Consider the following 26197-nt stretch of genomic DNA (forward strand, 5'->3'; position numbering starts at 1 on the left):
TCATGAAATTTAACTTACTTAAAAGGAACGCTCATAAAACCGTTGGTTTAGTAATAATGGTTTTGATAACTAGTTGTAAAAAACTTGTGGAGATCCCTCAACCAATTAATTCAATTACGACTGAAAAAGCATTTGATACTGATGCTGGAGCAAAAAGTGCCGTTAACGGAATCTATTTACAACTTAGCTACAATACAAATAATCCGGACTATGCTAATTCTAGCCTAAGTGCATTCACAGGATGTTCTTCAGACGAATTGGTATCCACAAGTAGTGGAAGTGATGCTACAGACTTTCAATTGAATAATTTATTGGAATCAAATTATTTCGTGCTGTCTAATTTCTGGATACCTGCCTACAGTACAATATATCAATGCAATGCGGTGCTTGAAGGTTTGGACGCATCTTCCGGTGTATCATCTCAAGTAAAACAACAATTGAAAGGAGAGGTCCTATTTCTTAGGGCTTACAGTTATTTCTATTTAATAAATTTATTTGGTGATGTGCCCCTTGTAACCTCAACATCATTTAAAACTAATGCTCTGTTGAGTCGGAGTCCAGTAAGTTCAGTTTACGATCAGATACTTGTTGATCTTAAAAGTTCACAAAATTTTTTACCTGTTAATTTTTCAATTTTGGACGGAGAGTCAAGCAGAATATATGCAAATAAGTATGCTGCAACCGCATTATTAGCTAGGGTTTACCTTTATTTAGGCCTATGGTCTGATGCAGAAGTTCAAGCAAGTACAGTAATAAATGATACGAAAGACTTGGAGCTACTAAGTGATTTAAATAGTATTTTTTTAAAAAATAGTAAGGAGTCTATTTGGCAACTCGAGGTGGTCGACAGATATCCGTACGCTACATTGGAAGCAGATTCATTTATTCCTTCAGATTCAAATTCGATACCTAAATATAATTTGACGAGTGTGCTTTTGAATTCATTTGAAGCAGGGGACAAAAGAAAAATAGCATGGGTTGGTAATTCCAAGGTTTCAACGAATTTTTATTACTACCCACAAAAATATAAAGTTAAAAACGGCACATCTGGCAATATAACGGAATATTATACTTTATTGAGGCTCTCAGAACAATACCTTATTAGAGCTGAGGCAAGGGCAAATCAAGGTAAATTAACTGATGCAATTTCAGATTTAAATGTGATCAGGAAAAGAGCGTCTCTGTCTGATTTGCCCAGCTTACTCAACAAAACGGATGTATTAACGGCGGTAGCCCAAGAAAACAAAATTGAATTTTTTGCCGAAATGGGACATAGATGGCTTGATCTTAAGCGCACGAAGACAGCTAACGATGTGCTCGGTCCATTTAAAGGGAGCAATTGGCAAAGCACTGATCAACTATTTCCAATCCCAGCCTCAGAGCGTTCGGTCAATCCTAATTTGACTCAAAATCCGGGATATTAGTTCATAATAGTTCAGCTATTTTTTACTTATGTAAGAGCTAAAATATTTTTTATTAATAATTACTTATGAAGTATATGTTCGAAAATACAAAAATAATCAAAGCGAAATTAATTCTTTATTTATTATTTTTTCCATGCTGCTTATTTGCTCAAACATCTGGGAATGTCGTAATTAAAGGAAATATAGAGGGCTTAGGTGACGGAGAAAAAGCTTACCTGTCGATATTTGATGCAAGTAAGCAAGCCTTTTTAGTAGTTGACAGCGTAATAAATAAAGACGGGAAGTTTCTTATTGATTACCCTATCGAAGGAGGTCCAAGATGGTGTTTGTTGCAATTTGCTACAGGCAGGTTTATCAGATTGGCACTTAACAATAATGAGAACATTGAAATAAAGTCGAAGGAAGGCGAAAGTGATATAGTACATCAAAAAGAACACGGTGTATTAGACGATATGGTCACAATTTCAGGTAGTCCAACTAACGACTGCTATCGATCCAATTATACCCTTATAATTGAGCCTTACCATAAGAATCTAAGATTGTTAAACATTAGCCTACAAAAACTCAGAGATTCAGTGGGATTTGACTCAAATTTAGTTGAAGCAATTTTCAGAAAAAAGCAGGTGTTAAATAAGAAGTTTGCGGTCGATTTGAATTCCTATATTAAAATGAAGTATATGATACCGTTCATACTCTACCTTAATAATGAATTTGAGCGTTCGGGGCACGCGATATTTCTGAAAGATGCTATAAAGAAATTAAGTGAGAAAGATAGAGAAAATTATTTTAGCGAATATTTATTCAATCAAGTGGCATCACTTAGTATTGGAGACGTGATGCCAGAATTTGAGTTACCAGACACAAATCATCAAAAAATTGCATTGTCAAATATTATTGCCGTCGGAAAATTCACTCTCGTTCATTTTTGGGCTAATAAATCTTATAACAGGGAAGAAATCGACAAAAACCTATTTACGATGTACAAACTATTTCATAGTAAAGGTCTTAATATTATTGGTGTTTCTTCGGACAAATATGTTGAAGAGTGGAAAGAAGCACTCGATATGCAAAAATATCCTTGGCGAAATGTTCTTGACAAAAATGGTAAACTAACTACCGAATTATATAAGGAAGGCGGAAAGTCAGTTCCAAATACAACAGACGTACTGCTTGATAACCAGGGAAAGATTATAGCCTGGGACCCAAGCCCGATCGAACTACAATATTACTTATGGGAAAATTTAGGTAAACTAACTCCAAACAATTAAAAACATGAAAACAAAATATATATTGATTTTACTAACATTTGTTTGTCTGTATGCTTCTTGTAAAAAAGAAAAAACTTCAATTCCTCTAGCATCAATCAACATTATCAATGCGAGTACGGATGTGCCTGCATTGGCGTTTAATTTTACTGCTACATCTATTCCCTGGTATAAAAATCAGGCGTTGATCGGTTACGGCTCATCTGCCGAATACGGCATACCATCAGGCAATGTGTCTTACAACACCCTGTCTTCTGCTGATACGTCAAAAACTTTATTGCACGGCACTTTCAATTTTAAAGGCGGCGGGATTTATTCCATTTACTTTACAGGTACACTGCCAACGATAGAAACGGTCCTCTTGGAAGATAATATTCCGGTCAATCAAGATAGTACTTCGGGCGTCAGGTTTATTAATCTTTCACCCGATGCTGGCCCAGTTACTGTAACACTTCAGGGTGGTGTAGACAATGAATTTTCAGCATTAAACTATAAACAGATAAGTACTTTTAAAAAGTATCCCGCAACCAAGTCCATCACTAATAATGGAGGCTATAATTACGAGGTTAAAGATGCTGAAAACAATCTTATAGCTACATTTAACTGGGACCCTCAAGTATTTAAGAACAATACAGTGGTGATTAGCGGACTAAAAAGCCAAACCGGTATTCAAGTGTTCCAGGTAAACAATTACTGATCACGAACGCGCGAATGGGTGAATAGGTAAATCAAAATTTCTGAATGAAAAAATGTATAATAACAGGGTTACTGGCAACCCTTTGTAGTGCGGCTATTGCCCAAAAAGCTGGCTGGCAACATCTTAATCTGCAAACAGACCAGATATTTGGGGTTAGTACAGATAAAGCCTATAAGGAATTATTAAAAAATAAAAAAGCCAAAACCGTTATTGTTGGCATCCTCGACAGTGGTATTGATACTTTGCATGAAGATCTGAAACCAGTGTTATGGAACGATCCCAAAACCGGACACCATGGCTGGAATTTTATAGGAACGGAAACCGGACGTGAGGATCTGACCAGCATTGTTTCGTTTCTCAAAGACAGTGCGCTTTATGATAGTCTTGCTTACGGCGTTGTGCCTCCCCAATATAGAAAAGGTTACCAGGCTTACCGTTTGAGTAAAAAGCTGAAGCCTGAACTGGCCGGTAAAATCAGTGATCTGCGCATGCAACTCGCTGCTCTCGAAAAAGAAGATAAACCGGATAATGCACAACTCATAAAAATGGTGAAATTTCATCTCTTGCATGGATTAAACGTCGACAATAACGAAGCTGATACCGCAATTGGTGATGCAAATGTCTATCCTGATAAAATTATTCCTTGGCCAAGTACACCACCTGGACATGGTACGCATGTTGCCGGGATCATTGGCGCTGTAAGAGGCAATGGCATTGGGATGGACGGTGTAGCGGATCATGTGCAAATCATGATGCTAAAGACCAATGGTAATTTAAGAGAGATCAGGGATAAAGCCATTGCGAATGCAATAAGATATGCTGTGGATCATGGCGCTAAAATCATTAATATGAGTTTTGGTAAACCGTTCACCTGGGATAAAAAGTCAGTCGACGATGCTATAATTTATGCTATGAGGAAAGACGTTTTATTTATTCATGCCGCAGGTAACGATGCGGACGATCTTGACCAAACCCCATATTATCCAATTCCAACTTATGTAAACGGAAATGGAAAAGCGGAAGCATTTTTGGTGGTTGGTGCATCCGGCCCGAAGGATGATAATACATTAATGGCAGCGTTCTCAAATTATGGACAACATACTGTTGATGTTTTTGCACCTGGAGTTGATATATACTCTACTTATCCAGGGGGCTATAAAATATGGAGCGGTACAAGTATGGCAGCGCCTGTTGTAGCCGGTGTTGCAGCTTTAATACGTGAATATTATCCGAAACTTTCTGCTGTGCAAGTAAAGGAAATAATCATGAATAGCGTAATTAAAAGAGATATTCTCAAGGATAAATGCGTATCCGGCGGCGTTGTCAACGCTTACAATGCACTTAAAATGGCTGCCACTTACAAATAATCATAAAGAAAATTTGATGAAAAATAAATTGTTGGGTCTTCGTACCCTATTGAGTTCGTTTTTGCTGTTGATTTCGATGGAATCAGTAGCACAGGATATTAAAATTAACCTTTCCGGTAACTGGAAGGTTAATTATGAACAAAGCTATTTTGGTGATGCACCTACTTACACCGCTTACAAGGCTTTGCAAATCATTCAAAAAACAGATTTGATCACGTTTTCCAAAACAGACGTTGTAGACGCAAATACAGATACTATTGTAAACGAGCGTTTACCTTTAAATGGTAATATTTTTCAATACGTTGATGCCAACGGAAGAACACGGAAATTATCAGCTAAGCCCTCCGAGGACGGGAAAACACTGATTGTAAATACGACCGCTTCGCAGACCGGTGATCCTGCAAAGGAACAATTCCGGGGTAACGAACGGTACAGCCTCGATGAGAGCGGAAAAGTGCTTATTGTCAAACGGACGGTGAAGGACAATACGGGGTTTGAGTATTACATCAAAGTTTTTTACGACAAACAATAAATGCGATTTCCCATGCGGAGTACTTTATCTAAAGCCATTCTTGTATTTGCAGTTAGTGCTTCATTAAAAGTAAATGGGCAGGTAAAAACTGTTCCTTTCGCAAAAGCACAATGGATCAGCCCTTCCCACCAGGAAGATACAGTGAACAGGCCTTGCCCGATCTTCATTAAGACATGGAATAGCATAAAGCAAATCAAATCAGCAAAGTTGTACATAACAGCTTTAGGCCTTTATGAAGCAGCGATCAATAATACTAAAGTTGGAGCTGCCTATTTCACCCCTGGTTTTACGAGTTATGATAAACGGTTGCAATACCAAAAATATGAGGTGAGCGATCTGATAAGGGACGGTAAGAATAAGATCAGTGTTGCAGTTGCGGATGGCTGGTACCGTGGCGTTTTTGGGGGCAAGATGGAGCAGAATAATTATGGCAATGAAGCCGGTTTACTATTGCAGTTAGAAGTCATTTTTACAGATGGTACCCAACAAATTATTAGTTCCAATGACAGTTGGCGTTGCGGCAGTGGCGTTACGCGCCATGCGGATTTTTACGGTGGCGAAATAAAAGATACCAGGTTAACTCAAGTGATGAACGCATCGCCCGTAAAATACCTGACGCCGCAAAAGTTCAGTTTAGCACCTGCTACAGCAGAACCAGTGACTGTTCATGAATTATTCAAACCAAAGGAGGTGTCACCGAGCCAAGTAATCGATTTCGGCCAAAACCTCGCCGGTTTTGTACGTCTGAAGGTCCAAGGCAAAGCCGGGGATACGGTCAAAGTTTACCATGCAGAATTGCTGGAAAGTACGTGTAATTTATGGACGGGCAACCTGCGGGATGCTAAAGCAGAAGATGTTTATGTGCTGAATGGAAAAGAGCAGGTATTAGAGCCGCATTTTACCTATCACGGATTTCGCTATGCGAAGGTGGTCGGCATGAAAGTCAATAAAAATAATTGCACGGCTGTAGCGCTCTATTCAAACATCAAGCCAGCGGGAACTTTTAGTTGCTCCAACCCGATGATCAACCAGTTGCAGTATAATATCCTTTGGAGCATGAAAAGCAATTTCATGGATATCCCGACCGATTGCCCGCAAAGAAGCGAGCGCCTCGGCTGGACGGGTGATGCACAGGTGTTTAGCCGGACTGCGGCGTTAAATGCCAATGTGCTGAATTTCTACAGCAAATATCTACAGGACCTTGCAACCGACCAGGGCAAGAACGGCGGATTGCCAAATATTGTTCCGGATGTCTATACGCATGCGCTTGCCAATAAAAAAGGCGTAGCTGGCTGGGGAGATGCCTCTACTATTATACCCATAACCCTTTATAATATCTATGGCGATAAAAGTGTATTGCGAAGACAATACAGTTCCATGAAAGCCTGGGTAAATTTTATTAAGAAACAAAGCCCCGACAATCTTTGGGAAGTAAATGGATATGGGGATTGGTATGCTTTAGGCGATTCTACCAGTCTTCATTACATAGACCAATGCTTTTATATCCACTCCACGGAAAACCTGATCAAAGCAGCAAGCGTCTTACATCGTGAAAGTGATGTAAAAGCTTATATCGCATTACTGAAAAATATAAAAGCGGCTTATACAGAAGCCTATGGGCATTTCGATACCAAAGCTACCCAAACCCAAACGGCTTATGTACTTGCACTGGCCTTTGACTTATTACCAGAAGAACAACGGCCAAAGATCGCTGCCTTATTAGCCCAAAAGATAAAGGATAATGGTATTAAACTGGCGACCGGTTTTTTGGGAACGCCTTATCTGCTCCCTGTACTCAGCAAATTTGGCTATAGCGACCTTGCCTATCAATTACTCTTACAGCCAGAGTGCCCTAGCTGGCTTTATCCTATAACTAAAGGTGCGACAACCATCTGGGAACGCTGGGACGCGATCCGACCTGATGGTAGTGTACAGGAAACATCTTACAATCATTTTTCTTACGGGGCAGTTGGACAATGGTTTTACGAAAACATTGCCGGGATTCAAGCCACATCACCGGGCTATAAAACTATTCACATCAAACCGGAGATCGGCGGAAACCTGACCTGGGCTAAAGCCACGTACAAAAGTCAATATGGTTTGATCAAATCCTCCTGGCGGCTAAAAGGCAAACAAGTCATTTTAAATGTTAGTATTCCAAAGAACACAAGTGCCATCGTTTATTTACCCGGAAAAGACAGTATCAAAGTCGGACCAGGTAATTACCAGTTTAACGGAATGGTTACTACTCCAGGAGACAATGACGGCCCTTATATATCTTATTCCGGTAAAAGCATTTTGATCAGATCGGTAAACAATGAAAAGGTAACAATCAATAGTTTGCCGGTAACAACGAAAGCAAAAACCACCATCAACATTCATTTTAATGCCCATCCATCCTGGGATTTTAACTGTAAACTGAAGCCAAGCTTGAACAATGAACCCGACCAATACGACAAGGTAAATAAACTGTTTGTGGTGTCAGATATCGAAGGCGAGTTTGAAGCTTTTCGCGGTTTGCTGATAGGTAACAACATAATCGACAGTCATTACAACTGGATCTTTGGTAAGGGCCAGTTGGTGATTTGCGGTGACCTGTTTGACCGGGGCAAAGACGTAATTCCCTATTTATGGCTGCTTTATAAGTTGGAACAGGACGCTAAAGTTAAAGGCGGATATGTGCATACAATCTTAGGTAACCATGATATTATGAACCTTAGCGGGGATTACCGTTACGTAGACCAAAAGTATTTCACCACAGCGGAGCATTTAAAGCAACCCTATTCGGAACTCTTTTCTGCAAATACGGAATTAGGCCGCTGGCTCCGGACGAAAAATATTGTCGAAAAGATCGGTGACCGGCTTTTTCTTCATGCGGGCATTTCACCAGAGATCAATGCCTTGAAAATGCCGTTGGCACAACTCAATGGCTCATGCAGGCTATTTTATGATCGGTTGCGGAAAGAACTGCCGGAAAACTTAGCTCCGCTCTTTGGTAAAAACGGACCGTTCTGGTACCGGGGTTACTTTATGGCACCAAGGGCAAGCAATACCACCATTGACAGTACCCTGGCGTTTTATGGGTGTAAACAGATCATTGTCGGTCATTCCATCCTGGCACGGAATATTGCCATGTATTACGGCGGGAAAGTTATAGGCATTGATGTAAACGAACATGAAGGCAAACGCGCGGGCTTGTTCATCAGCCATAACCAATGTTATATCACTGATGACCGGGGCCACCGAATGAAGCTGGTTTATAAAAAAGAAAATGACGCAATTAAACCGGAGGATATTTTATAGGCATGGCACTCAAAAAAATATCCATCAACGAACATAGTTTGCTCCTTTACAAGCTGAGCAACCTGCCTTATGGCGATGACAAAGCACGGCAATTGGAGGAAGCAATAAGAGGAAATTATCAAAAGTACCAGGAGTTGCTGTTGAAATTGGAACAAACGATCTCCGACTACGAGGCTACTGCCGCAAAGATAAAAGCGTGCACCTCCCGGCGTGGGATTGCTATAGGTTCTAGGTTGGAACCTACTGAATTTATTGATTGAGAATTCGATGAGCAAGATATTAGTGATTGGCGCTTGCGGGCAAATTGGGACGGAACTAACAGCGGCGCTTCGGTTGAAGTATGGCCAGGATCAGGTGTTGGCGGCGGATGTTCGCCCCTTGGCTGATACACCGTTTGATAGCCCGCCTTATGTTCAGCTTAACTTCATGGATAAGATGGAGTTGCGGACGCTGGTGCTGAAGGAAAAGATCGGGGTGGTTTATCATTTGGCAGCGATGTTATCCGCCAGCGGTGAGAAACAGCCATTGGTTGCCTGGGATTTAAACATGAAGGGCTTATTAAATGTATTGGACATTGCCAAATCGGATCAGTTGAAAGTGTTTTGGCCGAGCAGCATTGCGGTGTTTGGGCCGACTGGTCCCAAAGCATTTAGTCCGCAACATGCGATCACGGAGCCAACGACCGCTTACGGGATCAGTAAAGTTGCCGGAGAACTTTGGTGCCGGTATTATTTTGATCAATACGGCGTTGATGTGCGCAGCATCCGCTATCCCGGATTGATCAGTTATGCTGCGCTTCCGGGTGGCGGAACCACCGACTACGCCGTTGATATTTTTCACCAGGCATTGAAATACCGCCAGTACACCAGCTTTATTAAAGCACACACGGCTTTACCGATGATGTACATGGCCGATGCGGTTCGGGCAACGCTGGAACTAATGGATGCTCGGGCAGAAAAATTAACGGTAAGGACGGGCTATAATGTTCACGCTTTGAGTTTTACACCGGAGCAACTGGCTATGGAAATCGAAAGACACCTGCCAACATTTAAAATGTTTTATAAACCTGATTCCAGGCAGTTGATCGCCGATAGCTGGCCGACGAGTGTCGATGACCGTCACGCGCGGAACGACTGGGGTTGGCAACCTGAATATGATTTAAGCGCCATGGTGACGGATATGCTGACGCACCTCAAACAAAAATTGCAATACACAGGAGCCTAAGGCTCTCAAGATATCCAAAGACGATGAACAGGACTAACGGTCAAAGTCGGCGGAACGTGCGTTCTTTATTAAGACAGTTAAAATTGGTTAGTTAATTAAAAATTAAGTGTACCGCGGACTGACGTCCCGGTACGCTTTTTTCAAATCTTTTACCTTGATAAAACAATATGAGCACAGTATTTAAAGACCGGACTAAACCTTAAGGGCGCTATCAAGCACCTATATAAATATTAATGCGTTAACACGCGATCCGTATAATCAACCATCACTTTATAAAAAAATCAGAACGGAGCATGGAAACGCCCGCTTCGGCGCGGGCATACCTGTTCATTCTGATGCTGTGATGGGCGATTTGTGGATAGGTCCCTGCCCGCGTCGCAGTTTAATTGATTGCGAATAACGGGTTTCTTTCCCCGGGAAGCCTATAAACTACTATTTATGAATATTCTTGGCACACAAATGCACTGGCTGACTGCCGTGCTGATCGGCGTTGAAACGATTTTGTTTTTTGTCCAGCTTTTCCATTTCCTGAACCGGCCTGGGGACCGGCAGCGCTTGTGGTATTTATTGTTACTGGGCCTGCTGATCAAGTTTAATATTTCAAACGGATTGTTGCCCGATCCCTCCTGGGGGATGGATCTCCGGGTGCAGTATATGATCGCCTATGGTTTTGCTTACCTGATGGGGGCCTATATCCCTTTTTATTTTTATAAGGTTTACCGGTTGGAGGGCCTGCGTTTTTATGCGACCTGGGGTGTCGGCCTGTTTACGTTGTTGCCCTATCTGGTGTTTGATGTGGTGGCTTATGCACTCAATAATGACCTTGTGGGTGACCGGGAACTGGGTGTTTTAGTACCGGCAGCTTATGGCCTGATAGTTTTAGCGGTAATGCTGCGCGCGATCATTTCCAAATTCCGGGCAACAGGTAAACGCCGCCAGTTTCGTTGTGAATTATTGGTATGGGCGGCAATCGTGCCCTGGGAAGCCATGTCGGTATTTGCTTTTTACCCGGTGCCGCAATGGGTGCGCATCGGTTTGGGGAACTTAGGCTGGCTGACGATCACTTTTTTGCAGTTGCGCAACGCCATTCGTTTATCCTGGCACGAACACCAAAAGCTCCGGGGGCTGCATCTGGAAATCAGCCGTGAGCAATTGTTGCTGATTTGCCGGGATCAGGGTTTGTCAGAACGCATCGCCGACGTCGCCTGGCTTTGGGCAGGAGGCTCCAGTAAACAAGCCATCGGGGATGCGTTGTTTATTTCCAGGGATACCGTAAAGACCCATATCAGCAAACTGTACAAAACACTGGAGGTCAATAGCCTGGAAGAACTGATTCGGAAGCTGAATTTATTGGGTAAAAAACTGAGTTAATCACCCCGGTGGTTGAGTTAATTTCAGCTTAAGGGGTTACGTCGATCTTACTTTTTCGCGATAATATTTGCGTTTTAATCATTAATTAAAAATCGATAATTATGGAGAAAATGATCCGAGAACTCCAGGAGGAGATGCAAGCGGGTTTGGCCGGATTGGCCTTTGAGAACCCGGTAAAACAGGCGCGGGAAGCCGTTGAAGTGGTATTTGCCGTTATTTTTAAATTAAAGGATTTGGCGCTGTCTTATACGTTTGCGGATAAAGACGAACTGATCCGCTTTCACAAGGAATTTAAGCCGCTGTTCGTCAGTGAACTTTATTATTACCTGCAACGCTACCGCCTGGAAAGCGAAAGGCCGGAACCCCTCAAACTGCAAAAAGAGCACCTGGGCAAAATGATCAAACGGGCCGGTAACTGGTTCGACGACCATAAAGCCTATATCAAATACGTTCGCTCGGGCCGGACAGACAGGGACGCCGAATTCTACCTGCCCGGCTACCAGGACAAACTGTATACGCCCATATTTTCTTTTGATCGCGACCCGGCTTTCTGCTCGGCCAGGGGACAGGAAGCGGCCTTGCTGCTGGCCAACCGCCGCCTGCTGGCCGAATGGGGCAAGGAGCTTGCTGCGCTAAAGAAAAGTTCGGGCGGTTTCCTGGGTTTGCCTAAACTCAAATGGACGTTTAAGGCCATTGACCTGGTGGAGCTGATCTATGGCCTTTATCTCACCGGCGCAATTAATAACGGTAAGGCCGAACTGAAGGATATTGCCGAAACTTTTCAGCAGATATTCGACGTCAAGCTGGATAATTATTCCTTCACATTTACTCAAAGCATCCATTACCGGAAAAGCGGCAGCATCCGCTTTCTGCGGGAAATGATCGAGGCAATTTTGAAGAAGCTGGATGAACTGGACGGTAAATAATCGTACCAAAGTTTGGTAAAGCTTTGCAAAACACCGGATTTGAAGCCATGACTTTTGACCTCCGTTAACCTGCCGCAATGGAGCGGCAGGTTTAAAACAAGGAGGTTTTATGTTCATTCATTTCAGTTGGCTGCAATATGGGGTTGTGGCCATCGCCGCTACGGCGGCTTATTACGCCTGGGTAGGCTGGCGCTACTACCGCCCGGAGATCAGGCAGCTGTTCGCGGCGCGGTCAGGGGACGAGGAATTGTGGGAGGAAGAAGTTTATGAGCCGGTAGGACGCGCAGCTGGGGAAGAAGGTTCAGCTTTGATTAACGCAGAGGATATGGAATTTGCGGAACCGCTGGATATGCGGGGTGTAATACCCGACCTGCTGGAAGAGATTAAAAGCCTGGCAGGTATTGCGGAAACCAAAGAGGATTTTCTTTCGCTCTTTAAAATCATCGCTGCCAAATACCCGCAGGTAGCCGGCAGTCCGCAGCAGGGCGCAGTCTATGCTTTCATTCGCGAGCATGTGGCTTTCCAATTAACCGATTCCGAACTCAACCCTTTATTCCAATGAAAAATCAGTTTATCACCCGCAAACAACAACTTTTTGCCAAATTCTTATTGGTCATATGGACCGCGCTGTGGTGCCAGTTCCTGAACGGCGTAACAATGGCGTTTTGTCAGGATGGCAACCAGGGTATTACACAGGCAACGACAATGGTCAAAGGCTACTTCGATACCGGCTGTAATTTAATGTATGCCATTGGTGCCGTGATCGCCATTATCGGCGGTGTCAAAACCTTTCAAAAATGGAATGCGGGCGAGCCGGATACCGCCAAGGTTGCAGCTTCCTGGTTCGGCTCCTGTATCTTCTTAGTGGTGGTCGCCACCGTCATTAAATCATTTTTCGGCTTATGAGCAGCGTATATAGCATCAATAAGGGCATCAACCGCCCGATCATGTTTCGCGGGCTGAAAGCACAGTATATCGGCTATTTGGCAGGGGGGCTGGTCGCCCTGATCGTACTCTTTGCCATCCTGTATATCAGCGGGGTCAATACTTATGCCTGTTTGCTGATCATTTTCGGGTCGGGTACAGGATTGATCACCGTCGTTTCCAGGCTCAGCCATAAGTACGGGCGTTTCGGGTTGATGAAGCGCCAGGCCAAACGTTCGCTGCCGGACTATCTCTGGTCGGGTTCCCGTAAGGTATTTAGGTTGCTCAGAAAGGAGGATACCTTATGATCGATATCAAAAAGATATTTCCAATTTACGCGGTGCAGCATCAGGCAATGGTATCGGTACAAGGTGATATCACCATCGCTTACCGTTTGCAATTGCCCTCCCTGTTCAGCCAGTCCGCTGATGATTACGAAGCCCAGCACCAGGCCTGGATCAAAGCCTTACGGGTATTGCCGCGCCATAGCGTAGTGCACAAAACCGACTGGTTCCGGCAGCGCCGCTGGCAGGCGGATCCGCCTACAGGACGATTTTTGGAAGATGCGGGCAACCGGCATTATGAGGGCCGGGCCTTTACGGAACATAGCTGTTCCCTGATGCTGACCAAAAAGGCCGAAGACCGTAAGGCGGCTTCAAGCAGCTATTCCGGCCTGATGCGCAAAAGCATTGTTCCCAGACAGACCGTTGATGCTAAACAGATCAGTGGCTTTTTTGAAAAGGCGGGCGCTTTTGAGCGCATCCTGTCGGATAGCGGCTATGTGAAGTTGAGCCGTTTAACCAATGATGAGCTGACCGGGACAAAGGCTAAGGCCGGGATTTTAGAACAATACCTGTACCTGTTGGGTGCTGAGGAGCGCCCGCTCATTAAAGACGTACACCTGAAAGATCAGGTACGGGTTGGCGAAGACTATTGTAACCTGTTTACATTGGCCGATGTGGAAGACCTGCCCGCGCTTTGCGGCAGCCGCATGACCTATGATCCTTACAGCACGGATAAGACCCGGTTCAGTACCGGCCTGGTCGCGCCATTAGGTTTGTTGTTAGACTGCGATCATGTGTATTCCCAGTACATTTTTATTGGCGATGAAGGGAAAGTAATGAAAGCACTGGAGGCAAAAAAACTGCGGCTGCAATCGCTTTCGGCTTACAGCCGCGAAAATGCGATTGCCCGCGATGCCACCAACGACTTTTTAAACGAGGCGATCAGCCAGCAGCGGCTGCCGGTTAAAGCGCATTTTAACGTCCTGGCCTGGGCCAATAACACCGATGAACTGCAACGGATCAGGAATAAGGTCGGGTCAGCTATGGCTAAGATAGATGCGCAGAGTAAACTGGAAACGGATGGCGCCCCCCAAATATGGTGGGGCGGCATACCCGGAAATGCTGCCGATTTTCCTGCCAATGATACGTTTGACACGTTTTTGGAGCAGGCCGTTTGTTTCCTGAATACGGAAAGTGTGCTGCGTTCGGCTAAAACAGGCATCCGTTTCGGGGAAAGGCTTTCCGGCAGGCCACTGTTGGTTGACCTGTTTGATGCGCCGATGAAGAATGGCACCATTACCAACCGCAACCTGTTTGTTTGCGGCGGCTCTGGTGGCGGGAAGTCGATGACCATGAATCATTTATTGCGTACCCTGTTTGACCAGGGTACGCATTGCGTGACCATCGATATCGGCGGCAGCTACAAAGGATTATGCGAACTGACTGGCGGCTATTATTTTACTTATACTGAAGAAAACCCCATCCGTTTTAATCCTTTTTATATCGGGCCCGGCGAGGTATTGGATACGGAGAAAAAGGAAAGTTTGAAGACCCTATTGGTTTCGCTCTGGAAACAGGAGGATGAAAGTTATAACCGCAGTGAATATGTTGCACTTTCCAATGCTTTGCAAGGATTTTATGACCACCTGCGGGAGGATGCCGCTTTATTTCCCTGCTTCAATACTTTTTACGAATACCTTGAAAATCATTATGTAAGCGTATTGGAAGCGCACAAGGTACAGGCGAAAGATTTCAGTATTCATAATTTCCTGTACGTACTGCGGCCATATTACAAAGGCGGTGAATTTGACTATCTGCTCAACGCTACCGAAAATCTCGACCTGCTGAACCAGCGCTTTATTGTCTTCGAACTGGATAACGTGAAGGCGCACCCGATCCTTTTCCCGGTGGTTACGCTCATTATCATGGAGCTGTTTATCAGTAAGATGCGTAAGCTGCAAGGTGTCCGCAAGATCATTGCTATCGATGAGGCCTGGGTAGCTATTGCCAAGGCAGGAATGAGTCAATTTATTAAATATTTATACAAGACCGTCCGCAAATTCAATGGAATCGCGGCTTTGGTGACGCAGGAAATTGATGACCTGATCAGTTCACCTATTCTTAAGGAAACGGTCATTAACAACGCCGATACCAAGATCCTGATGGACATGCGCAAGTTCATGAACAAGTTTGACAAGCTACAGGAAGTATTGGGCCTGTCAGACAAGGGAAAAACCTTATTGCTTTCCGTCAATAAGGCCAATGAACCGGGGCGCAATTACCGGGAGGTATTTATCGACCAGGGCGGCCAGGTACTGAATGTGTACCGTAACGAACTCGCGGTCGAGGAATACCTCTGCTATTCTACCGAAGAAAGCGAAAAACTCCGGGTACAGGAATACACCGCTAAATACGGCAGTATCGAAAAAGGCATTGCCGCTTTAGCTAACGATTTAACTCAAATAAAATCATGAAAACAATTTTAAAGATCATCTTGCTGCCCATCAGCTTATGGACAGCTTGCACCAGTAACAAAACCACCGGCTTTACGCCGGGCACCTATGTGAATCATGCCGAAAGCACTTACAGCGTTGCCGATGATACGCTTAAGATCAGTGCTGATTACCAGATCACCCGCCGAACGACTTACCACCGTACTAATGGTCAACCCAAACATTTGACTAAACACTTTACCGGTGTTTGGGATGAGAACAAACAAGTGTTGACACTGACCCAAACCGGTACGGTGCTGTTATTCAGGCCCGCCGAAAAAACACTTCTGCTTGGCAACAGCATTTACCGGAAGATCAACTAACAAAGGGAGGATGTATGAAATTTTATAAGATCGTGCTGCCCGTCAGCATGGTGGTCATCCTGGTGACCTTACCGGACAAAAAAGCGAACGCCCAGTTTGTGATCAGCGAGGTACTGAACCAGACTGTGGGCAAAATCATCCGCGCCATTGACTTGAGCGTACAAAAGGCACAGAACAAAACCATCTGGTTGCAAAACGCCCAAAAGGTGATCGAAACCCAGTTGAACCAACTGAAGCTATCCGAGATCGCAGGCGTCGGTCAGCAGCAAACCGACCTGTTCAGCAAGTATTATAATGAACTCTATGAGGTAAAAACATTGATCAGTGATTACGAACAAGTGAAAAACATCACCGAAAGACAAGCCGCACTCGTCAGGGAATACCGCAGCGCCTGGTCATTGACCCAGCAGGATGATCATTTTACCATCGCAGAGTTACAGCATATCCAGGCGGTCTATACCGGGATATTGGGCGAAAGCGTCAAGAACCTCGATCAACTGATGGTGGTGATCAACTCCTTTAAAACGCAAATGACCGATGGCCAGCGTATGGAACTGATCGGACGCATCGCCAAAAAGATTGATACCAACTACTTCGATCTCAAAGCATTTAATAACGAAAATATCCTGCTCAGCTTCAGCCGTGCGCGCAGCGGGCAGGATACTCAAAGCTTAAAAAATCTGTATGGCATCCGTTAAACTCATCGCTTTGCTGCTATTAGCAGCTACCAGTGCCGAAGCACAAAGCTTCAGCTTTGGCGACCTTTTTGGGCAGGCGGGTAAACAGAAAAAATACTACCTGCAACAGATCGCGGCTTACCAGGTTTTCCAATCGGAATTGAAACAAGGTTATAATGTGATCAAACACGGGTTAAGCGGCATTCGGGATATCAACACGGCTGAACTGAACGCACACAGTACGTATTATACCTCGCTAAAACAGGTCAGCGGGCCGGTGAAAAACAGCGAACAGGTACAGGATATATTTGACTGGCAAGTGGAGATCAATAACAGTTTCAACCAGTCTTTTAACGGGCTGACTGATGACGAGCAGACCTATATCAGTACCGTTAAAGCCGGTGTTTTGAACGAATGTAACGCCGACCTGACCGACCTGGACAATTTGCTGACTGCCGGTAAACTGGAAATGACCGACGATGAACGGCTCAAACGCCTGGCCAAGATCCATACGGCCATGCTGGACAAGTACCAGTTCACCCGAAGTTTCTGCAATGCTGCCAAACTCCTTATCGCACAGCGGCAGCAAAGTAACAACGAAACACAAACATTAAAAAGCATTTATGAAACACATTAAATTTTTGATGGTGGCTATCGTGCTGTTATGCACGGTAGTCACAACCCAGGTCGAAGCGCAAAGCGACGACATGGTACAATTGATCCTCGATATTGAAAAGCTTACCCAATTAAAAGGAATCCTGACGGATATGAAAACCGGTTATGATATCATCAATGGCGGCTATAACGAGGTCAAACAAATTGCCAGCGGTAATTTAAATATCCATACCGTATTCCTTAACGGCTTGCTGGCGATCAATCCGGAGATCGCCAAATATGGCCGCGTGGCCGATATTGTTTTAAAGCAGGGCTATATCGTGACAGAATACCAGCGTTATTACAGCCAGTTTCGCAATAGCGGTATTTTTAATAGTAACGAGGTCGGTTACCTGGCAAATGTTTATACCACGCTGTTGCAACAAAGCCTTCAAAATCTCAGCCAGTTGATAGATGTACTGGCGGCGGGCAAGTTACGGATGAGCGACAACGAACGATTGAAAGCCATTGACCGCATTTACGCCGATACGGATGATAAGTTAACCTTTCTGCGCCATTTTGACCAGCAAACGGCAGTACTGGCCGTGCAGCGCCAGCATGAACTCAATAATTATTCCACCCTTCAAAAGCTCTATTGATATGGATAATTTAACCGGCTTACAAGCCACTTTAGAACAGGTATACAGCCAGATGCTGCCGCTCTGTTCGCAGCTGATCGGCCCGGCACAGGGAATTGCGGGTTTTGCCGCGCTCTGGTATATCGCCTCCAGGGTATGGCGAAGCATAGCCGCCGCTGAACCCATTGATTTCTATCCTTTGCTAAAGCCCTTTGCACTGGGTTTGTGCATCATGCTGTTTCCAACTGTGATCGCTATTATCAACGGCATCATGCAGCCTGTGGTCAGTACCACCAACACGATGGTGACCGACAGCAATGCCGCGATAGCACTATTGCTGGAAAAAAAGACCGAGGCTGAAAAGAAAACGCAGAACTACCAAATGTTTGTCGGGCCTGATGGCGAAGGGGACAGAAATTCGTGGTACAAATACACCCATCCCGATGATCCCAATGATAGTAACGAAGGGATGTTAGGCAGCATCGGTAACGATATGCGTTTCGCTATGGCAAAGGCCAGCTACAATTTTAGGAACAGTATCAAAGAATGGATGTCAGAGGTTTTACAGGTATTGTACGAGGCCGCGGCCCTGTGCATCAATACGGTCCGCACCTTTCAATTGATCGTATTAGCCATATTAGGCCCGCTGGTGTTTGGTATAGCTGTGTTCGATGGTTTCCAGCATACGCTCACCGTTTGGATGGCGCGCTATATCAATGTCTTTTTATGGTTACCAGTAGCCAATATCTTCGGTAGTATCATCGGCAAAGTGCAGCAAAATATGCTGGCTTTGGATATATCCCAAATACAAAGCACAGGCGACACTTTCTTCAGTTCCGGCGATGTGGCATACCTGATTTTTTTACTCATTGGCATCGTCGGCTATTTCACGGTGCCAAGCACCGCTAATTACATCGTCCACGCAGGGGGCGGCAATACTTTGGTCAATAAGATCAATAGCCTGGTCATTAGTTCATCGCGTTCGGCTACTTCTGCCATGTCGGGTGGTATGCAGGCCGATGCTTACGGCAACCAACGTGAAAACGTGACCCAAAGCATGGCAGCCAATTCGCTCAGCGAGGGCTACTTCAGGGATAAACCCGCTGATAATAACAATTACAAAAAAGACAAACTGAAAGGAGACAAATAAACATGTTCAGCCAACTCAAAAATATCGATACGGCTTTCAAGCACATCAAGCTATTCAGCTATCTGCTGATTATCGCCTGCGCAGGAATTTCTTGCTACGCTGTCTATAAAAGCTACCAAAGTTCAACAGACTTTAAAAATCATATCTACATCCTAGCCAACGGTAAAGCTTTGGAAGCTTTTGCTGCGGATGCCAAAACCAACACGCCGGTAGAAGCCCGTGACCATATCAAGGTTTTCCACGAGGATTTTTTTAATCTCAGCCCCGACGACAAACAAATCCAGGCAACCATCACCAAAGCTTTATACCTGGCCGACGCCAGTGCGAAAACCCAGTATGATAATCTTAAGGAAAGTGGTTTTTACGCCAACCTGATCGCTGGCAATATCAGCCAGCAGGTACAGGTGGACAGCATCCAGTTGGATGTCAACCAGTATCCTTTTTATTTCAAATGCTTCGCCAACGAAAAACTGGTCCGGACCAGTGGGACGGTTAACCGCAGCCTGGTCACTCAGGGTTACCTCCGTAACGTTTCCCGCTCGGATAATAACCCGCATGGCTTTTTGATAGAGCGCTGGGAGACATTGGAGAACAAAGATCTGGCATCATCAAATACCAAACCATGAAGCAGCAAAAAACACTAAGCCCTAAAGCTGCGGCTTTAGCAGAACGTATCGCAAACAGCATTATCCGCAGGCAAACCAAATTGGCAGATAGCCTGAACCGTCGGACGCAACACTGGAACAGGGCCTCCAAAACTGTCGCCCTGTTGGTGTTCTGTATTCTGTTCGGCGGCCTCTGTTTTTATTTAATCATTAAATCCTTTTAAAATTATGGAAAAGACCATTAGAACACCTCAGTTTTACCGTACGCGCAAAGCGCTGCTGGTATTACCGCTATTCATTCTACCGCTGGTTACCTTAGGTTTCTGGAAACTGCACCAGGCCCCGGCCAACGAACGAACCGGCCCAAACCCTGGCTTAAACGCCAGCTTACCCGGTGCCAAATTCGACAAACACGAAAAACAAGGTAACAAAATGAGCTTTTATGACCAGGCTAAACAGGATTCCGCCAGGGCGCAATCCAATGACAATAATCCGCTGGTCAAACAATTCGGTTTCAAGCAGCCCCAAAATGACGTTACCGAAACAACACCGCTAACAGCAAATTATGCCGATCCCAATGTTACCCGCATCAACCAGAAATTAGCCGATATCAATAAACAGATCAGTCAGCCCATAGTTACGCCGGTAACAACACCAACGGTAATAAAGCCGCAGGATAATAAGCAGCTTACTGAGCAGGTTAACCGGCTTGAAGGGCTGATGAAGAACATCAATACCAACCAGGATGCCGACCCGCAAATACAGCAGCTCAGCCAAATGTTGGAAAAGATACAGCAGATACAACACCCGGAATCGACTAAGCCAACCACGCCAACGGAAGCGTCAGCAAGCCCATTTAAAGCTATACCCGCCTTCATAGACGGCAATCAAAAAGTTCTGCAAGGCGGCGCGGTACGCCTGAAATTGAATGACAGCCTGAGCATTAAAGGTCAACTTATACCCAAAGGCACACCAATATTCGGCACGGCCAATATTACCAACCAGCGCTTATTACTGGAGATCAAAAACATCCGCCTTGGCGATGCCATTATCCCGGTTAATCTTACCGTGTATAGTGAAGACAGTATGCCCGGCATACCTGCCCCTGAAGCAGAACTCGCCGGGGCTGCCGGAACCGGTGCAGGCAATACCCTGTCCGGTATGCAATTCCTGAGCATGGATCAAAGCCTGGCCACGCAAGCGGCGGCTGGTGGTATCGAGGCGGCAAAAGGATTGCTGAGTAAAAAAGCTAAACGCATCAAAGTCCACCTCAAAAACGAGTATCCCGTGCTGCTCCGCAATAATTCCCATTAAAAACTGCAACCATGGATCAGCACGAAAATCTCCAGAAACTCCAGCGCAGTTTCGCTGCAATCGGCTTGAATAGCGCCTATATCGACAAGCAGTTGCGCGAATTGGTCTTTGAAGGGAAGCCAGGTTCCGTTTTCGAAGATTGGGAGCGCCCGGGCTTAGACTACCGCTTTATGGGCCACCTGGAAAAGGATGCCGCCGGGCGGCTTTTCCTGCAACATTATGACGCCGGAATTGTACCGCACCTGAGGAACGTCAGTCCCGGTAATGAGCTGGTTGCGCGGGCGGAACAAAATGCCCTATCAATTTATCAAAGCTTTGAAGCAGCCGTACCAGCGGAATCCGCAGTTCGCCTCCTAAACTTACAGGTGGAACAGCCTGCTTTATTTACCGAGGACCAGGCGATGACGCCCATTACGCCCAAAGATGTCTTCCGCGTACTTGCCGGACAAGAACACCAACACATCGCTTACCCAAATTTAAATGCCATGAACGAACAAAATCTGAATTTTCTGACCACCAACCTCAAGTATCTCGGCTTTGACGAAAAGGTCACCGAACAAATGTCCCGTAAGATCGCCGAGCAAGCGCCCGATTTTAAAATCAACACCCAGGTACAGCACTTCAATAATAGTATGGACTATACGTTGCATTTTAAAAAGTCCGACCAGTCGGATATGTATTTCTTCAATAAGTTTGACGCCAGGCTCACTAATGGCAAACCCGAAGAGGATAAAACACAAACCTTCTACATTAAGAACGGGCATGGATTCACCGCCAAGGAGGCGTTTAACCAACTGGAGGGCCGCGCCGTGTTTAAAGAATTACGTAATAAGGAAGGGCAACCCTATACCGCCTGGAGCAAGCTTGAACTGGCCCTCGAAAAAGATAAGAACAATAATTACCCCATACGCCAGTTCAGCAACGGCTGGGGCTACGACCTCGAAAAGTCTGTTAATCGCTTCCCGGTAAAAGAACTCAATGACCCGGAACAAAAAGCCGCGCTGCTCAAATCCCTGCAAAAGGGCAACCAGCAGCAGGTAACCATCGAAAAGGATGGCAAGCAGGAAAAATTCTACCTTGAAGCTGTTCCCGCCTTAAGGACGCTCAACATCTACGACGCCCAGCGTCGGGAAGTCAAACGCGACTCCCTGCTTAAACCAGAACTCAAAGTAAAAAAGGAAAAGAAGGAAGACCAGTCTGAAGACCAAAAACAAACCCGGAAAAAAAGCCGCGGCAAAGGAATCTGACAAAATTTTATCTTTGCCGCCTTAAAATCGAATCAACAGTATATTTAATCATTCATTAAAAATTATCAAGATGGAACAAATCGCAAAATTGAAAGAACTCATCGCAACCGCAGAAGCTGACGCCGACAAATTCAGCAAAGGCAACAACGCCGCCGGAACCAGGCTGCGTAATACCATGCAGCAACTGAAAGTAACCGCGCAGGAAGTACGCACCGCCGTTACCGAAGCTAAAAACAAGAAATAATAATCATTAACAAACTGATTTGGGAAAAGCCCTGCCAGCATTGCTGGCAAGGCTTTGTTGTTTAGTTACTTTCATTGTTAGGCTCGTCTTCATGGTTTTCTATTAAAATACCCAGGAGTTGAGCTAGCGGTACTATATCTACATTCTTTTCAGTAAGTAAAACTTTCACTTCATTTGTAAAATCCTCCTTGTCTTCACTTCCATCGAATATCTTTTTTATTATATCGCCATGTCTCATTATAATACTTATTGTATCAGCTTGCAAAATGGATTTTCGGAATACTCTCCTCAAAGAACCGCCGTTCGCGTAAAGTTCACCGTGCTCCAAGAGCCAGTCTCCAAAGAACAAGAATGCCGGTACATCAATCTCTTTTTTTGATAAGTAGATATCGCGGATATCTTTCATGGTTGCACGAAGCGTATTCTTATTTAATTTATCATTTATCCTCATCCATAATGCCTTGTCAGGAATAGTGATGGTACCATTTGCTATGCCTTCTAATACTTCTTTTACCGCAGAAGTCGCATTCGGAGGATATTGATTTTTTAGAATAATCAAGCTTGTCAGAACAACCTTTGATTGCGGATTCCTAAATTCTGCCAGCCATTGTTCATAACCTAAATCATTAAAATACTCTACCCCTAATTTGTTAAGGATTTTCGTTAACCCATTCTCGTAGCCAGCGCAGAAAGTAAAGAAATCGGAATTAGGCACTATACTCCCAATAGTTGATTTTGCGACATCTTTCCGATCCCATAAATTAAGTTGATCCGCCAATATCTTTGGTTCAATTTTTAAAGCTTTTATGATCTCGTCTATATTGGCCAGAGTTTTATTGAGATCAAGCACCCTTACTGTTCTTCTTTTGATGGTAAGGTCATTAGTAACAGCCCTTACTAAGGGTTTATTAAAATTCGGAAGTTTCAACAGCATATCGCCGTAATTGATGTAATGATGGATGTTTTTCGCTACTCCCTCAATAACATTTTTACTCTCATCAGCCAGGATGACTTCGAATGCTGGTGCATAAGACTCATGAAAGCTCTCCCAACGGGCGATACGCATACAAATCAAATCAAAATAAAAGTCATCGACCGAAACTCTCGACGTAAATAAACTATATATTGCATCATCTGTCAATACTGGCTTTAAGGTTGTCTTAGATATATTTTTATAAGCTATAAGATATGGCTGTAGGCTTTCCGCATCACCTGCAAATTCTGTCATTTTAGTAGTTAACACATCTGTGAACTTAGTCATTTTATAATTATCCGGGATACGCGACAGGAAAACGGAATTACGCCATTCTGCCGGGCTATCCAATGTTTCTAGATGACTGTTGAGTTCGCCATTATCGCTAAATAACTTAAACGTATTTGTATCTTTTATTTCTTTTAATAAAGCAACAAGGTCCGGTGCCGGGATTTTTTTTGCAACTAAAAAATCCTCAAGTTTCAGATTAGTGGCGCTATCTTTTATCGTTTTTTCTATCTCCTGCAAACTATTGTAATAATCCGTGCTAACAAATTTTGTTGCATCCTGCAAAAGCGCAATTAAATGTTTAAGGTAATTCGCTTTGTTGGTTACTTTGGTTAATAATATCAATTGATAAACTTCCGTTTTCGCTTCCGGCAGCTTTCCAACGTGCACGCCAAGTCGATAATACAAGTCATCCCAAACCTTGACCGAAATTTTTTCACCTAATTCGTTAAGGGCGAGCGTGACATTCATTAGATTAATGACCTCCATAACAGCCTTATCCAAAAGGATCGGGAACGCCGCACTTTCACTGATCATGCCCACCTGTACCTTGTCATTATTATTCAGGCCATTTCTCAGCCGGTCAGTGAAAACAACCTCTAATGCCCGGTCAGGCTCAATCTGGTACATCAATGCTGCCATGAACTTTGGCAGGTCTTCGTCGTCTTTATACAAAAAGTCAAGCCCCTTTAAATATGCAGGTTGTAAGATCGCCTGGTCAGCATCTTTGAACAAAATACTTTTGTTTAATACAAATAGCGCCACGTAGCGTAACGGAATATGCGGGTTGATTTGGTTATTAGCGACACATTCATTGATGAAAACCACCATATCGCGAGGTGTTTTAAAGGTGGCAAGTTGATCAAATACCTGAAGTGATTTTTGAAATTCGTCATTGACAGAGTTAAATGCCTGCAACCATTTACTTTCAAAGAATTTTTTCCAATCTGATAATATAGGCGGAGATACCCGGTAAACGATATCAAAAGTTTTATTGATAAAGTCATCGGTGTAACTGAGTTTCGATTCCTCTGTATGCTTAAATGCGTTTTTGATATTCTGACGGTCAAAAGGAATGATCACTTTGATGTGGTCATATTTTTCTTCTGCAAAGAATGTGTGAATAGATGACCAGAGCTCTGTGATCTTATTATCGGGCAATCTGTCCATATTATCAAATACAATAATCAGGCGATTATCACCCAAGTCTGTGGCAATATCTCGCATCCACTCCCTGAATTTTTTTACTGAAGGTTCATCCTCTGATATAGTTTCAAAAGTAGTGTCTGATTGCTGACTTTTTTGATAGAGGTAAAATAGTTTTTGAACAGCCTCGTTAAAACGTTTTTTCGATTTTTCGCTTTTGTCAGTTTTGTTGAAATAGTAATAAGCGAAGATCCCGGCTAACGAAAATACAGGAATGGCGACTATCAGGATTTTTAGCCATTGGCAGGTAACCAGTTCGGATAAACTTTTGAATACAGGAGTTGATAACAGTAACAGGCCGGAAAAAACTACACCCAAACTTAAACTTGGAATGGTCTTCTTTTCAGTTTCCTTAGATTTTGCAAGTAATGCCTTTAATTTTTTATTCCATTTTTCGGAATCGCCGATTATACTAACATCGTCGATTTTACGGGTAAGGAAGGCTGTTAGTTCTTCTAAGATCGATCGCCTTTGTAAGTCCTCCTGATGCCCCCAGGCATCATAAATAAAAAAATGATACTTGCCTTTCTTGCTTTCGTTCAGTTTTTTCTTAGTGATCTCGATCAGGTTAGATTTTCCAGTACCCCAGCCGCCTTCAATGCCGACGATTTTGCATTTGTCATTTTCGATCAGATTCTCGCAAATGTAACGTGCAACTTTTTCCTGGGATTTTCCTTCGAATAGATCTTCGCCTATCGGGGCATTGCTAATGAATTGAGGATAAGGTTCTGTCATAATTAGGTTTGAACAATATTGAGATAACAAATATATCAAATACTCATAAAATATATCGGAACAATAGTTGGCCGTTGCTATCCATTAGGTTTTCCCTCGCGTGGAACCGCAGCCCCTATGCTGCCGCAGTTCTCACTTACGCACCAACCAAGAGCCTGTCCGCCCGTATTCCCGAGCTTTTTCCCGATCCTACGATACCGCCCAACTCATCCTGGCATTTTACGCGCTAACGGGCAGCCAGGCACTTGCTTTATCCCTTTTCATATTCCGAAAGACCCGGCTAAAAACCTGAACCGCTACGCCCGATACCAAAATCGGGAGGCGATCCACCTTTTTAACCTTGAAAAGTAATCCAAAAAATGACACTGGAATATGCTGTTTAGGCTACCGCCTC

The 26197-nt window shown here is 44.2% G+C and carries 25 protein-coding genes; 24 read left to right on the forward strand and 1 reads right to left on the reverse strand.

Translation table 11 applies throughout. The annotated features are described in order from the left end of the window. Nucleotides 1-2 precede the first annotated feature (2 nt). From MUCPA_RS02120 to MUCPA_RS02235, 24 genes are all read left to right on the forward strand, one after another. Nucleotides 3-1424, forward strand: a complete 1422-nt coding sequence (locus MUCPA_RS02120) for a RagB/SusD family nutrient uptake outer membrane protein (RefSeq protein ID WP_008504157.1) — start codon at nucleotides 3-5, stop codon at nucleotides 1422-1424. 65 nt (nucleotides 1425-1489) lie between these two features. After that, nucleotides 1490-2692: a TlpA disulfide reductase family protein gene (locus MUCPA_RS02125; protein ID WP_008504158.1), complete on the forward strand. Its 1203-nt coding sequence runs from the start codon at nucleotides 1490-1492 to the stop codon at nucleotides 2690-2692. Between the two features lie 4 nt (nucleotides 2693-2696). Continuing rightward, nucleotides 2697-3386, forward strand: coding sequence for a DUF4397 domain-containing protein (locus MUCPA_RS02130; RefSeq protein WP_008504159.1), 690 nt, complete (start codon nucleotides 2697-2699; stop codon nucleotides 3384-3386). A gap of 44 nt (nucleotides 3387-3430) precedes the next feature. After that, complete coding sequence (locus tag MUCPA_RS02135) at nucleotides 3431-4753, forward strand: S8 family serine peptidase (protein ID WP_008504160.1); 1323 nt, start codon at nucleotides 3431-3433, stop codon at nucleotides 4751-4753. Between the two features lie 16 nt (nucleotides 4754-4769). Next, a complete protein-coding gene (locus MUCPA_RS02140; RefSeq protein ID WP_008504161.1) occupies nucleotides 4770-5285 on the forward strand; it encodes a hypothetical protein in 516 nt (171 codons plus the stop codon). Nucleotides 5286-5297: 12 nt separating this feature from the next. Next, entirely contained in the window at nucleotides 5298-8588 is a 3291-nt protein-coding gene (locus MUCPA_RS35565; RefSeq protein WP_008504162.1) for a family 78 glycoside hydrolase catalytic domain, read from the forward strand. Between the two features lie 2 nt (nucleotides 8589-8590). After that, nucleotides 8591-8848, forward strand: coding sequence for a hypothetical protein (locus tag MUCPA_RS02150; protein WP_008504163.1), 258 nt, complete (start codon nucleotides 8591-8593; stop codon nucleotides 8846-8848). A 7-nt stretch (nucleotides 8849-8855) separates the two neighbouring features. Continuing rightward, nucleotides 8856-9812: an NAD-dependent epimerase/dehydratase family protein gene (locus MUCPA_RS02155; protein ID WP_008504164.1), complete on the forward strand. Its 957-nt coding sequence runs from the start codon at nucleotides 8856-8858 to the stop codon at nucleotides 9810-9812. Nucleotides 9813-10250: 438 nt separating this feature from the next. After that, complete coding sequence (locus MUCPA_RS02160) at nucleotides 10251-11183, forward strand: helix-turn-helix transcriptional regulator (RefSeq protein ID WP_008504165.1); 933 nt, start codon at nucleotides 10251-10253, stop codon at nucleotides 11181-11183. A gap of 101 nt (nucleotides 11184-11284) precedes the next feature. Beyond that, nucleotides 11285-12109 carry an RteC domain-containing protein gene (locus MUCPA_RS02165; RefSeq protein ID WP_008504166.1) on the forward strand — a complete coding sequence of 275 codons (825 nt, stop codon included), beginning with the start codon at nucleotides 11285-11287 and terminating at the stop codon, nucleotides 12107-12109. Nucleotides 12110-12218: 109 nt separating this feature from the next. After that, the gene (locus MUCPA_RS02170) at nucleotides 12219-12671 is read left to right on the forward strand and encodes a hypothetical protein (protein WP_008504167.1); all 453 of its coding nucleotides are present in this window, start codon (nucleotides 12219-12221) and stop codon (nucleotides 12669-12671) included. After that, nucleotides 12668-13015: a DUF4134 domain-containing protein gene (locus MUCPA_RS02175; protein ID WP_008504168.1), complete on the forward strand. Its 348-nt coding sequence runs from the start codon at nucleotides 12668-12670 to the stop codon at nucleotides 13013-13015. Before MUCPA_RS02170 ends, MUCPA_RS02175 begins: the two co-directional genes overlap by 4 nt. Further along, entirely contained in the window at nucleotides 13012-13341 is a 330-nt protein-coding gene (locus tag MUCPA_RS02180; protein WP_008504169.1) for a DUF4133 domain-containing protein, read from the forward strand. The genes MUCPA_RS02175 and MUCPA_RS02180 overlap by 4 nt, the downstream gene beginning before the upstream one ends. Continuing rightward, a complete protein-coding gene (locus tag MUCPA_RS02185; RefSeq protein ID WP_008504170.1) occupies nucleotides 13338-15791 on the forward strand; it encodes a TraG family conjugative transposon ATPase in 2454 nt (817 codons plus the stop codon). Before MUCPA_RS02180 ends, MUCPA_RS02185 begins: the two co-directional genes overlap by 4 nt. Next, a complete protein-coding gene (locus MUCPA_RS02190) occupies nucleotides 15788-16132 on the forward strand; it encodes a hypothetical protein (protein WP_008504171.1) in 345 nt (114 codons plus the stop codon). The genes MUCPA_RS02185 and MUCPA_RS02190 overlap by 4 nt, the downstream gene beginning before the upstream one ends. 14 nt (nucleotides 16133-16146) lie before the next feature. Further along, complete coding sequence (locus MUCPA_RS02195) at nucleotides 16147-16830, forward strand: hypothetical protein (RefSeq protein WP_008504172.1); 684 nt, start codon at nucleotides 16147-16149, stop codon at nucleotides 16828-16830. Next, a complete protein-coding gene (locus MUCPA_RS02200; protein WP_008504173.1) occupies nucleotides 16817-17446 on the forward strand; it encodes a hypothetical protein in 630 nt (209 codons plus the stop codon). The genes MUCPA_RS02195 and MUCPA_RS02200 overlap by 14 nt, the downstream gene beginning before the upstream one ends. Then, nucleotides 17433-18062 (forward strand): hypothetical protein, encoded by a 630-nt coding sequence (locus MUCPA_RS02205; RefSeq protein WP_040625643.1) that lies wholly within the window; start codon nucleotides 17433-17435, stop codon nucleotides 18060-18062. Before MUCPA_RS02200 ends, MUCPA_RS02205 begins: the two co-directional genes overlap by 14 nt. A gap of 1 nt (nucleotide 18063) precedes the next feature. Beyond that, nucleotides 18064-19191, forward strand: a complete 1128-nt coding sequence (gene traJ / locus MUCPA_RS02210) for a conjugative transposon protein TraJ (RefSeq protein ID WP_008504175.1) — start codon at nucleotides 18064-18066, stop codon at nucleotides 19189-19191. A gap of 2 nt (nucleotides 19192-19193) precedes the next feature. Further along, the gene (gene traK / locus MUCPA_RS02215) at nucleotides 19194-19817 is read left to right on the forward strand and encodes a conjugative transposon protein TraK (protein WP_008504176.1); all 624 of its coding nucleotides are present in this window, start codon (nucleotides 19194-19196) and stop codon (nucleotides 19815-19817) included. Then, nucleotides 19814-20020 (forward strand): hypothetical protein, encoded by a 207-nt coding sequence (locus MUCPA_RS02220; RefSeq protein WP_008504177.1) that lies wholly within the window; start codon nucleotides 19814-19816, stop codon nucleotides 20018-20020. Before traK ends, MUCPA_RS02220 begins: the two co-directional genes overlap by 4 nt. Before the next feature lie 4 nt (nucleotides 20021-20024). Continuing rightward, nucleotides 20025-21110, forward strand: a complete 1086-nt coding sequence (traM, locus tag MUCPA_RS02225; RefSeq protein WP_008504178.1) for a conjugative transposon protein TraM — start codon at nucleotides 20025-20027, stop codon at nucleotides 21108-21110. Nucleotides 21111-21121: 11 nt separating this feature from the next. Further along, nucleotides 21122-22357, forward strand: a complete 1236-nt coding sequence (locus MUCPA_RS35570) for a hypothetical protein (protein WP_008504179.1) — start codon at nucleotides 21122-21124, stop codon at nucleotides 22355-22357. Nucleotides 22358-22427: 70 nt separating this feature from the next. Further along, the gene (locus MUCPA_RS02235) at nucleotides 22428-22601 is read left to right on the forward strand and encodes a hypothetical protein (protein WP_008504180.1); all 174 of its coding nucleotides are present in this window, start codon (nucleotides 22428-22430) and stop codon (nucleotides 22599-22601) included. A 61-nt stretch (nucleotides 22602-22662) separates the two neighbouring features. Here MUCPA_RS02235 and MUCPA_RS02240 read toward each other — a convergent pair whose 3' ends face one another. Next, nucleotides 22663-25803, reverse strand: a complete 3141-nt coding sequence (locus MUCPA_RS02240; RefSeq protein ID WP_008504181.1) for a KAP P-loop domain protein — start codon at nucleotides 25801-25803, stop codon at nucleotides 22663-22665. Nucleotides 25804-26197 lie beyond the last annotated feature (394 nt).

This window comes from Mucilaginibacter paludis DSM 18603 (genome assembly GCF_000166195.2).
GTDB classification, from domain to species: Bacteria; Bacteroidota; Bacteroidia; order Sphingobacteriales; family Sphingobacteriaceae; genus Mucilaginibacter; species Mucilaginibacter paludis.

Bases quoted from the DNA above. Each gene is read 5' to 3' on its own strand.
- MUCPA_RS02140 (WP_008504161.1), top strand. From the start codon at position 4,770: ATGAAAAATAAATTGTTGGGTCTTCGTACCCTATTGAGTTCGTTTTTG.
- MUCPA_RS02170 (WP_008504167.1), top strand. From the start codon at position 12,219: ATGTTCATTCATTTCAGTTGGCTGCAATATGGGGTTGTGGCCATCGCC.
- MUCPA_RS02135 (WP_008504160.1), top strand. From the start codon at position 3,431: ATGAAAAAATGTATAATAACAGGGTTACTGGCAACCCTTTGTAGTGCG.
- MUCPA_RS02200 (WP_008504173.1), top strand. From the start codon at position 16,817: ATGGCATCCGTTAAACTCATCGCTTTGCTGCTATTAGCAGCTACCAGT.
- MUCPA_RS35570 (WP_008504179.1), top strand. From the start codon at position 21,122: ATGGATCAGCACGAAAATCTCCAGAAACTCCAGCGCAGTTTCGCTGCA.
- traK (WP_008504176.1), top strand. From the start codon at position 19,194: ATGTTCAGCCAACTCAAAAATATCGATACGGCTTTCAAGCACATCAAG.
- MUCPA_RS02220 (WP_008504177.1), top strand. From the start codon at position 19,814: ATGAAGCAGCAAAAAACACTAAGCCCTAAAGCTGCGGCTTTAGCAGAA.
- MUCPA_RS02175 (WP_008504168.1), top strand. From the start codon at position 12,668: ATGAAAAATCAGTTTATCACCCGCAAACAACAACTTTTTGCCAAATTC.
- MUCPA_RS02240 (WP_008504181.1), bottom strand. From the start codon at position 25,803: ATGACAGAACCTTATCCTCAATTCATTAGCAATGCCCCGATAGGCGAA.
- MUCPA_RS02125 (WP_008504158.1), top strand. From the start codon at position 1,490: ATGAAGTATATGTTCGAAAATACAAAAATAATCAAAGCGAAATTAATT.
- MUCPA_RS02150 (WP_008504163.1), top strand. From the start codon at position 8,591: ATGGCACTCAAAAAAATATCCATCAACGAACATAGTTTGCTCCTTTAC.
- MUCPA_RS02120 (WP_008504157.1), top strand. From the start codon at position 3: ATGAAATTTAACTTACTTAAAAGGAACGCTCATAAAACCGTTGGTTTA.
- MUCPA_RS02130 (WP_008504159.1), top strand. From the start codon at position 2,697: ATGAAAACAAAATATATATTGATTTTACTAACATTTGTTTGTCTGTAT.
- MUCPA_RS02155 (WP_008504164.1), top strand. From the start codon at position 8,856: ATGAGCAAGATATTAGTGATTGGCGCTTGCGGGCAAATTGGGACGGAA.
- traJ (WP_008504175.1), top strand. From the start codon at position 18,064: ATGGATAATTTAACCGGCTTACAAGCCACTTTAGAACAGGTATACAGC.
- MUCPA_RS02185 (WP_008504170.1), top strand. From the start codon at position 13,338: ATGATCGATATCAAAAAGATATTTCCAATTTACGCGGTGCAGCATCAG.
- MUCPA_RS35565 (WP_008504162.1), top strand. From the start codon at position 5,298: ATGCGGAGTACTTTATCTAAAGCCATTCTTGTATTTGCAGTTAGTGCT.
- MUCPA_RS02235 (WP_008504180.1), top strand. From the start codon at position 22,428: ATGGAACAAATCGCAAAATTGAAAGAACTCATCGCAACCGCAGAAGCT.
- MUCPA_RS02195 (WP_008504172.1), top strand. From the start codon at position 16,147: ATGAAATTTTATAAGATCGTGCTGCCCGTCAGCATGGTGGTCATCCTG.
- MUCPA_RS02160 (WP_008504165.1), top strand. From the start codon at position 10,251: ATGAATATTCTTGGCACACAAATGCACTGGCTGACTGCCGTGCTGATC.
- MUCPA_RS02205 (WP_040625643.1), top strand. From the start codon at position 17,433: ATGAAACACATTAAATTTTTGATGGTGGCTATCGTGCTGTTATGCACG.
- MUCPA_RS02180 (WP_008504169.1), top strand. From the start codon at position 13,012: ATGAGCAGCGTATATAGCATCAATAAGGGCATCAACCGCCCGATCATG.
- MUCPA_RS02190 (WP_008504171.1), top strand. From the start codon at position 15,788: ATGAAAACAATTTTAAAGATCATCTTGCTGCCCATCAGCTTATGGACA.
- traM (WP_008504178.1), top strand. From the start codon at position 20,025: ATGGAAAAGACCATTAGAACACCTCAGTTTTACCGTACGCGCAAAGCG.
- MUCPA_RS02165 (WP_008504166.1), top strand. From the start codon at position 11,285: ATGGAGAAAATGATCCGAGAACTCCAGGAGGAGATGCAAGCGGGTTTG.